Raw genomic sequence first — 8377 nt, forward strand, 5'->3', positions numbered from 1 at the left:
GCGAGGCGCGCAGCGCCCGTTCAACTTTGCCCGATCAGGAGCGTCCTCATGCCGAACCCCAAGAATTTCTCCGCCATGAACGCCGCCGGCGAACGATACGGCCTCGACCCCCACAGGGCCGGTCACGTCCTCGTCTATCGTTTCGCGGACAAGGCCAAGGCGACCGACTGGCGGTCGCGCCGCCGGAACACCGTCGGCGGTGGCTTCGCCAAGCCCAGCGATCCGGTGCTGAACGACTGGGCGCTCAAGCAGAGCTCGTTCGGCAGCCAGTCGGAAAACTCCAACGACAACCCCTTCGTGTCCGTCGCCACGGATTACGAGACGCTCTACGCGAGGGCCGAGGGGTGGGTGAAGAAGATTCTCGAGACGGCGCCCGACCTGGGGGTCTTCTCGGTGCCCTACGACAAGCTCTACCGGCCGTCGCCGACCAAGCCGCTGTCGAAGGAGGAAACCGAGTGGCTCTACTATGACGGCGACGTCGAGCTGATGACCTGCCTGCAGTCGTGGCTGGCGAATCCGTACAAGAAATAGGCTTGTTCAGCAAACCGGCCGGGCCTGGAACCGGTACGGCAATCCGGCGCGGCAAACCGGCGCTCAGGCCGTCGGGGCCGCCGCGCCGGAGTTCCCGCCCCGCCCGTCCAGCCATTCGCCGAACCATTTGTCCATGACCAGGATGTGGCCGCACAACCACATCTCGACGTAGCTCTGGAGAAATTGCACCTCCTCCGCATCGCGGGCGCCGGAGTCGGACTGCCGGCGGACGAAGTCGGCGAAGGTGTCGTGCATCTTCTTGTGCTTGGCGTAGTCGGGGTAGCCGATCGCGTGCATGAGTCCTTCCTCGCGGCGGAAGTGATAGGCCGAGTAATCGGCCAGCTCGCGCAGGAAGCGGTTCGCGGATTCCCGCGTTTCCCCGGCGGCGATCGCCGCGCTGAACTGGTTGAACAATTGGAACAGGCGCTGGTGGTCTCCGTCCACCGCGCTCTGACCGATGGCATAGGCCGCGTCCCACTCCATGATGTTCCCCGTCCGTGGCTCGAACGGGGAATCATACGCCTTATGGGTGGTTCTGTGCAGCGGTTATTGCACCCCCTGGGCGCTCGCACCGTGGTCCCGCGGTCAGCGCCCCTGCGTCAGCCCTTGTGCCGGTCCGCCCACAGATAGACGTCGGCCTGCGGGATCCCGGCGAACTCCGCGACGGCGCCATACGCCTGGGCTTCGATGCGGATGTCCTCCTGATAATAGGCGAGGAAGCAGATGCGCCAATCGTTGGCGGGCTTGTCCAGAATGAACTGCCGCAGCTTGGACGAACAGCCCCTGGTCCAGTCTTCGCCGAGCATCTGGCGTTCCGGGGAGCGGTCCAGGCAAGGGCTTTTGGTCAGCAGGATCTCGACGATGTTCGGCTCCTGCCCGTTGTTCTGCGCGACATAGCCGGCCCAGTTGACGATCAGCGCCTCCTCGGCGTGCGCCGCCCCGCCGCCGGGGACGGTGTTCTGGCCGTTGGGCAGGGAGCGGAGCGTCCAGAGAAGGGCGTCGTCCTCGTTCCAGCGCATCACCAGCGCGACGAGGTTGGGGTCCTGGGCGACGGCCAGGGTGATGTCGGCGACGGCGTCGCGGAAAGCGCCGTTCAGGCGGATGGACGTCATGGAAAGGGGCTCCCTGTGGGTTGGATGCCCCCTTCCTGACGCTGTTCCCCCGGCCTGCGTGAAGCGACGGCTGAAAGGCCGGGTCAGTCCTTCAGCCAGTCCGGCACGCGGTCCAGCGCCAGCAGCTCCTCCACCGGCACGCGCGGCCGGATGACGGAGAACTGGTCGCCGTTCACCAGCACCTCCGGGATCAGCGGGCGGGTGTTGTAGGTGGAGGACATGACCGCGCCGTAGGCCCCCGCCGACAGGATCGCCACCAGATCGTCCGGCGCCATCGCCGGCAGCGCGCGCTGGAGCGCGAAGGTGTCGCCGCTCTCGCAGACCGGGCCGACGACGTCGTAGGGCTCGGCGGCGGCGCCCTTGGCGGGCTCGGTCACCGGGACGATGCCGTGGTAGGCCTCGTAGAGGGTGGGGCGGATCAGGTCGTTCATCGCCGCGTCGATGATGACGAAGCGGCGGTGCAGCCCCTGCTTCAGGTAGATCACCCGCGACACCAGGATGCCGGCGTTGCCGACCAGCGAGCGGCCCGGCTCCAGCGAGATGCGGCAGCCGAGGTTGCCGGTGATCGACTTCACCATGGCGGCGTAGTCGGCGATGTCCGGCGGCGCCTCGTGCTTGTAGACGATGCCCAGCCCGCCGCCGAGGTCGAGGCGGGTGATGTCGTGCCCGTCCTCGCGCAGGACGTGGAGCAGCGCCGCGACCCGCTCGTAGGCGGCGCGGAAGGGGGCGAGGTCGGTCAGCTGCGACCCGATGTGGACGGCGATGGCCACCGGCTTGATGCCCGGCAGCTTGGCGGCCTGGGCGTAGACCTCCCGCGCGTGGTCGTAGTCGACGCCGAACTTGTTCTCCTTCTTGCCCGTCGCGATCTTGGCGTGGGTCTTGGCGTCCACGTCCGGATTCACGCGGAAGGCGATGGGCGCGGTGACGCCCAGGCTGACCGCGACCTCCGACAGGGCCTCCACCTCGGGGATGGATTCCACGTTGATCTGGTGGATTCCGGCCTCCAGGGCGGCGCGCATCTCCTCGCGCGTCTTGCCGACGCCGGAGAAGATGATCTTGCCCGCCGGGATGCCGCCGGCCAGCGCGCGGCGCATCTCGCCGCCCGACACCACGTCGGCGCCGGCGCCCAGCCGCGCGAAGGCGCGGATGACGGCGAGGTTGGAGTTGGCCTTCACCGCGTAGCAGACGTCGGCGTCCTGCCCCGCGAAGGCCCCGGCGTAGGCGCTGTAATGCGCCTCCAGCGCCGCCGTGGAGTAGCAGTAGAAGGGCGTTCCGACCTCCGCCGCGATGGTGGACAGCGGCACGGATTCGGCGTGCATCACGCCGTTGCGGTAGGCGAAGGCGCTCATGGGAAGCGGGCTCCGGAGGACGGCTGACCGGGCTTGGGGTCGGTCTTCGGGTTCGGGTAGGTGCCGGGGAAGCGGTCGGCTTCCTTGCCCTGCGGGGGATCGACGAAGCTCGGCTTCTTGCCGCAGCCGGCCAGTGTCAGCGCGACGGCGGCGGTCGCCAGGATCAGCAGCGGGCGCCTCACAGGAAGCGCTCCCGCGCCGCCGCGACGGCCTCGCGCACGCGGACGGGGGACGCGCCGCCGAAGCTGCGCCGGCTGTCCAGCGACGCCTCGATGCTCAGCGCCGGGAAGACGGACTCGGTGATGCGCGGCTCGATGGCCTGCAGCTCCTCCAGCGTCAGGGCGGTCAGGCCGACGCGCTTGTCCTCCGCCGCCTTCACGGCGCGTCCGGTGATGTGGTGCGCTTCGCGGAAGGGGATGTTCAGCTCGCGCACCAGCCAGTCGGCGAGGTCGGTGGCGTTGAGGAAGCCACGGTCGGTCGCCTCGCGCAGCGCCGGCACGTTCGGCTGCATGTCGCGCACCATGCCTTCCATGGCGGCGATGCACAGCGCCAGCGTGTCGTCGGCCTCGAAGACCGGCTCCTTGTCCTCCTGCATGTCCTTGGAATAGGCCAGCGGCAGGCCCTTCATGGCGACCAGCAGGCTGTTCAGGCTGCCGATCACGCGCCCGGCCTTGGCGCGCACCAGCTCCGCCGCGTCCGGGTTCTTCTTCTGCGGCATGATGGAGGAGCCGGTGGTGAAGGCGTCCGTCAGCGTGATGAAGCGGAACTGGGCCGAGCACCACAGCACGATCTCCTCCGCGAAGCGGGAGAGGTGCATGCCGCAGATGCTGGCGGCAGCCAGATACTCCAGCGCGAAGTCGCGGTCGGACACCGCGTCCAGCGAGTTGGCGGTCGGCCGGTCGAAGCCCAGCGCGTCGGCCGTCATGAAGCGGTCGATGGGGTAGGGCGTGCCGGCCAGCGCGGCGGAGCCGAGCGGGCACTCGTTCAGCCGGGCGCGGGCGTCGCGCAGGCGGCCGCGGTCGCGCCCGAACATCTCCACATAGGCCAGCAGATGGTGGCCGAAGCTGACCGGCTGGGCGGCCTGGAGGTGGGTGAAGCCCGGCATCACCGTGTCGGTGTGCTTCTCCGCCAGATCGATCAGCGCGGCCTGGAGCGCCTTCAGCCCCTGGTCGGCGCGGTCGAGCGCGTCGCGCACCCACAGCTTGAAGTCGGTCGCCACCTGATCGTTGCGCGACCGCCCGGTGTGCAGGCGCTTGGCCGGCTCGCCGATCAGCTCGGCCAGCCGGGCCTCCACGTTCATGTGGATGTCCTCCAGTTCCACCTTGAAGGTGAAGGCTCCGGAGTCGATCTCTTCCTTGACCCGGTCCAGCCCATCGCGGATGGCATCGGCGTCGGCCTGGGTTATGATGCCCTGGCGCGCCAGCATGGCGGCGTGGGCCTTCGACCCGGCGATGTCCTGGTCGGCCAGCCGTTTGTCGAAGCCGATGGAGGCGTTGATCTTCTCCATGATGGCGGCGGGACCGCGGGCGAAGCGGCCGCCCCACATCTGGCTGGCGGCGCGGTCTTGTGAGTTCGGCTTGGGCTGTTCGGCGCTCATGGCGGGCACAATACGGATGGGAGGACGGGAAGCGTGAGTATGCGGACTTTGGCGGCCACCGCAATCTTTTGTGTGACGCTGGGCGGTGCCGGGCTGTGGATGGCGCTGGCCGGGCCGGCGGCCCCGCCGCCGCCCGCCGTGCTGACGCTGGACCAGCCGGCCAGCCCGGCCGCTCCCGGAGCGACGCCCGGAGCGACGGCGGTGAGCCTGGACAAGTTCCGCTACATGGAACCGCTGACGTCGGTGCCGGAGCTGCCTTTCCTGGACGGGGAGGGGCGCCGGGTCGACCTGTCGGAGTTCAAGGACCGCTTGGTCCTGCTGAACCTGTGGGCGACGTGGTGCGCGCCCTGTGTGAAGGAGATGCCGGCGCTCGACCGCCTCCAGGCGCAGTTGGGTGGGCCGGGCTTCCAGGTGGTGGCGCTGTCGGTGGACCGCGGCGGCAAGGATCAGGTGCAGCCCTTCTACCAGCGGACCGGCGTGAAGAATCTCGCCCTCTACCTCGACCCGTCGAGCGCCTCGATGCAGACGCTGAAGCTGCGCGGCCTGCCGACGACCCTGCTGGTGGACCAGGAGGGCCGCGAGCTTGGCCGCATCGAGGGCGCGGTGGAATGGGACTCGCCGGAGGTCATCGCCTTCCTGCGCAAGCACATGGGCCACGGCGGCGGTCCGAACCGCGACAGCCGCGGCGGCGTGGTGAAGACAGGCGGGTGAGGGTTCGGCCTCGGCTCCGCCCGCGCGTCCCAGGTCGGTTTCCTTCCCAGCGCACCGGAGGCGCATGAAAATCCTGATCGCGATCCTGGCCGTGGGGGCGACGCTTTATGCCGTTGCCCTGCTGTTGGCGTATGTGGCCCAGGATCGCCTGATCTTTCCGGCCATCCCGCTCGCACAGACTCCGGAGGAGGCCGGCGTGGGCGATATGGCGGTGGTGTCCCTCCGCACCGGCGACGGTCTCGACCTTCAGGGCTGGCACAAGGCGCCCACGGCGTTGGAAAAGCCGACGTTATTGCTGTTCCACGGCAATGGCGAGACGGTGGCGTGGAATGGCCACATCGCCCGTGCGCTGATCGACGCAGGGTACGGCGTGTTCATGGCGGAATACCGTGGCTACGGTGGAAATCCAGGGAAGCCGAGCGAAGCCGGGCTGTATGAGGATGGACGGGCGGCCTTCGATTTCCTGGAGGCGGCGCGCGCGCGGGTGGTTTTGCACGGCTACTCGCTGGGCAGCGGGGTCGCGGTCCAGCTCGCGACGGAACGGCGTGTCGAGGCCGTCATCCTCGCCGCCCCCTACACCAGCATCGCGGACATCAGCGAGCGGATGCTGCCGTTTTTGCCGGTGCGTTCGCTGCTCCGTCATCCGTTCGACAGTTTTTCAAAGATCGGTCGGTTGAAGGCCCCTGTGCTCATCTACCATGGCACCCTCGACCGTGTGATTCCTCCAGACCACTCGCGTCGTCTGTTCGAGTGCGTCAACGCCCCCAGGACCTTCGTCGCGCTGGAGGGTGCCGGTCATGTCGGCCTGTGGGAGTCCGGTGGGGAAGCGGCGGTTCTATCGTTTTTGGACGCCTTGCCGGCCATGATGAGCGACGGGGCCGATCGGGCGTTGTGACCTCACTCCGACGACCCTGACGTTCCCGGCGGAGCATCCCCCGGCGGTGCCTGGGTCTGCGGCGGGGCGGGGCCGCGCGCCAACTCGGCCATGATGCCCCGCGCCTCCTCGAAATGGCTGTGCAGCATCGGCAGGGCGTCGCGGGCGAAATCGCCCGTCTCGCCGCCGCGTTCGGCCTGCGCCTCGTACAGCTTGATGGCGCGGGCGTGGGTCTCCTCCTCCGCGGCCATGTAGCGGCGGTCGAAGGCCTCCTCCGGGGTGTCGCGCAGGCTGGACATGTGGGCGCGCGCAGACAGGCCCAATTCGCGTGGGATGGGGATGCCGTGGCGCAGCGCCATGCCGGCGAGCCGGTCGGTCTTCAGCCCATGGTCGTCGGCCATGCGGCGGGCGAAGCGGCGGACCGGCTCCGTGTCTGCCCGATCCTGGGCCAGCTTGCCCAGCGCCTGCTCGGCCATGCCGTCGGCCAGCGCCTCGGCGATGAAGTTGCGTTCCTGCCGGGACAGGGCGGAGGAGGGCGCCGGGACGGAGCCCGGGGCCTGGGCCAGGACCGGGCCGGAAAGACCGGCCGCCAGAGGGCCGACCACCAGCATCGCCGTCAGGAAGCCGCGCCGCATCGCCCCCGTCCTTTCCGCCGTTCCCCTGCGGGACGAACAGAGCGCGAGCGCAGCGGTTCCGCAAAAGAACGAAGCCCGTCCCGGTTTCCCGGGACGGGCCTCGCCAAAGCCTCCGTTCGGAGCCGCCGCGTCAGCGGGTCGGGACCGGCGGGTTCTTGGAGTAGTCGTAGAAGCCGCGGCCGACCTTGCGGCCGACCCAGCCGGCCTCGACATACTTCACCAGCAGCGGGCAGGGGCGGTACTTGCTGTCGGCCAGACCCTCGTAGAGGACCTGCATGACCGCCAGACAGGTGTCCAGACCGATGAAGTCCGCCAGTTCCAGCGGGCCCATCGGGTGGTTGGCCCCCAGCTTCAGCGCTGTGTCGATGGCCTGGACGCCGCCCACCCCCTCATAGAGGGTGTAGACCGCCTCGTTGATCATCGGCAGCAGGATGCGGTTGACGATGAAGGCCGGAAAGTCCTCGGCCACCGCCGCCGTCTTGCCGATGTTCGCCGTCAGCTCGGCGATCGCGCTGAAGGTCGCCTCGTCCGTCGCGATGCCGCGGATCAGCTCGACGAGCTGCATCACCGGCACCGGGTTCATGAAATGCATGCCCATGAACTTGGACGGGCGGTCCGTCGACGCCGCGAGCCGGGTGATCGAGATCGACGAGGTGTTCGTCGCGATCAGCGCCTCGGGCTTCAGGTTGGGGACCAGCTTCTTGAAGATCTCGCGCTTGAGCGCCTCGTTCTCCGTCGCGGCCTCGACCACGAGATCGGCGTCATGGAACACGGACAGGTCGGACCCGGTGGCGATGCGGGCGATCGCCGCCGTCTTGTCGGCCTCCGTCAGCTTCCCCTTCTGAACCTGACGGTCCATGTTCTTGGAGATGGCGGCCACCGACTTCTGCAGAATCTCCGCGCTGATGTCGGAGATGACGACCTCGTACCCCGCCTGCGCGCAGACATGGGCGATGCCGCTGCCCATCTGGCCGGCACCGATGATGCCAATCTTCTTGATCGTGGACATATGAGCTTTCCCGCTTGTCTTTGGGCCGCTGGTCTTGCGAAGAGGACTGGCCGGTTACGCCTTGTCCAGCGCGGCCGTCAGCTCCGGCACCGCCTTGAACAGGTCGGCGACGAGGCCGTAGTCGGCGACCTGGAAGATCGGCGCCTCCTCGTCCTTGTTGATGGCGACGATGACCTTGCTGTCCTTCATGCCGGCGAGGTGCTGGATGGCCCCGGAGATGCCGACGGCGATGTACAGCTCGGGCGCCACGATCTTGCCGGTCTGGCCGACCTGATAGTCGTTCGGCACGAAGCCGGCGTCGACCGCCGCGCGGCTGGCGCCGACCGCGGCCCCCAGCTTGTCGGCCAGCGCCTCCAGAAGCTTGAAGTTGTCGCCCGACTGCATGCCGCGGCCGCCCGACACGACGATCTTGGCTTGGGTCAGCTCCGGACGCTCCGACTTGGTCAGCTCCTGGCCGACGAACTTGGCCGAGCCGGCGTCGCCCGTCCCGGCGATGCTCTCGACCGTGGCCGAGCCGCCCGTGGCGGCGGCCGCCTCGAAGGCGGTGGTGCGCACCGTG

Annotated in this window: 11 protein-coding genes; 3 read left to right on the plus strand and 8 right to left on the minus strand. The window is 68.7% G+C overall.

Features of this window, described 5'->3' with window-relative positions; all coding sequences use genetic code 11:
• The first annotated feature begins 48 nt into the window (after positions 1-48).
• Positions 49-531: a hypothetical protein gene (locus FBZ83_RS27550; RefSeq protein WP_145689975.1), complete on the plus strand. Its 483-nt coding sequence runs from the start codon at positions 49-51 to the stop codon at positions 529-531.
• A 63-nt stretch (positions 532-594) separates the two neighbouring features.
• On the opposite strand, the gene FBZ83_RS27555 is transcribed toward FBZ83_RS27550, so the two are convergent.
• From FBZ83_RS27555 to argH, 5 genes are all read right to left on the minus strand, one after another.
• Positions 595-1014 carry a bacteriohemerythrin gene (locus tag FBZ83_RS27555; RefSeq protein ID WP_145689976.1) on the minus strand — a complete coding sequence of 140 codons (420 nt, stop codon included), beginning with the start codon at positions 1012-1014 and terminating at the stop codon, positions 595-597.
• A 116-nt stretch (positions 1015-1130) separates the two neighbouring features.
• On the minus strand, positions 1131-1643 hold the full coding sequence (locus FBZ83_RS27560) for a hypothetical protein (RefSeq protein WP_145689977.1): 513 nt from the start codon (positions 1641-1643) through the stop codon (positions 1131-1133).
• Between the two features lie 83 nt (positions 1644-1726).
• Entirely contained in the window at positions 1727-2992 is a 1266-nt protein-coding gene (gene lysA / locus FBZ83_RS27565; RefSeq protein ID WP_145689978.1) for a diaminopimelate decarboxylase, read from the minus strand.
• Positions 2989-3174: a hypothetical protein gene (locus FBZ83_RS27570; RefSeq protein ID WP_145689979.1), complete on the minus strand. Its 186-nt coding sequence runs from the start codon at positions 3172-3174 to the stop codon at positions 2989-2991. Before FBZ83_RS27570 ends, lysA begins: the two co-directional genes overlap by 4 nt.
• Entirely contained in the window at positions 3171-4589 is a 1419-nt protein-coding gene (gene argH, locus FBZ83_RS27575; RefSeq protein WP_145689980.1) for an argininosuccinate lyase, read from the minus strand. Before argH ends, FBZ83_RS27570 begins: the two co-directional genes overlap by 4 nt.
• A gap of 39 nt (positions 4590-4628) precedes the next feature.
• Between argH and FBZ83_RS27580 the strand changes: the two genes are divergently transcribed.
• The gene (locus tag FBZ83_RS27580) at positions 4629-5300 is read left to right on the plus strand and encodes a TlpA family protein disulfide reductase (RefSeq protein WP_145689989.1); all 672 of its coding nucleotides are present in this window, start codon (positions 4629-4631) and stop codon (positions 5298-5300) included.
• A gap of 64 nt (positions 5301-5364) precedes the next feature.
• Positions 5365-6195, plus strand: coding sequence for an alpha/beta hydrolase (locus FBZ83_RS27585; RefSeq protein ID WP_145689981.1), 831 nt, complete (start codon positions 5365-5367; stop codon positions 6193-6195).
• 2 nt (positions 6196-6197) lie between these two features.
• On the opposite strand, the gene FBZ83_RS27590 is transcribed toward FBZ83_RS27585, so the two are convergent.
• The 3 genes from FBZ83_RS27590 to FBZ83_RS27600 all read right to left on the minus strand — a co-directional run.
• Positions 6198-6809, minus strand: a complete 612-nt coding sequence (locus tag FBZ83_RS27590; RefSeq protein WP_145689982.1) for a DUF4142 domain-containing protein — start codon at positions 6807-6809, stop codon at positions 6198-6200.
• Positions 6810-6939: 130 nt separating this feature from the next.
• The gene (locus tag FBZ83_RS27595) at positions 6940-7818 is read right to left on the minus strand and encodes a 3-hydroxybutyryl-CoA dehydrogenase (RefSeq protein ID WP_145689983.1); all 879 of its coding nucleotides are present in this window, start codon (positions 7816-7818) and stop codon (positions 6940-6942) included.
• A gap of 54 nt (positions 7819-7872) precedes the next feature.
• Positions 7873-8377: electron transfer flavoprotein subunit alpha/FixB family protein (locus FBZ83_RS27600; RefSeq protein ID WP_211101706.1), on the minus strand; the 505-nt coding region annotated here is incomplete at its 5' end.

It is taken from the genome of Azospirillum brasilense (genome assembly GCF_007827815.1).
Taxonomy (GTDB): Bacteria; Pseudomonadota; Alphaproteobacteria; order Azospirillales; family Azospirillaceae; genus Azospirillum; species Azospirillum brasilense_C.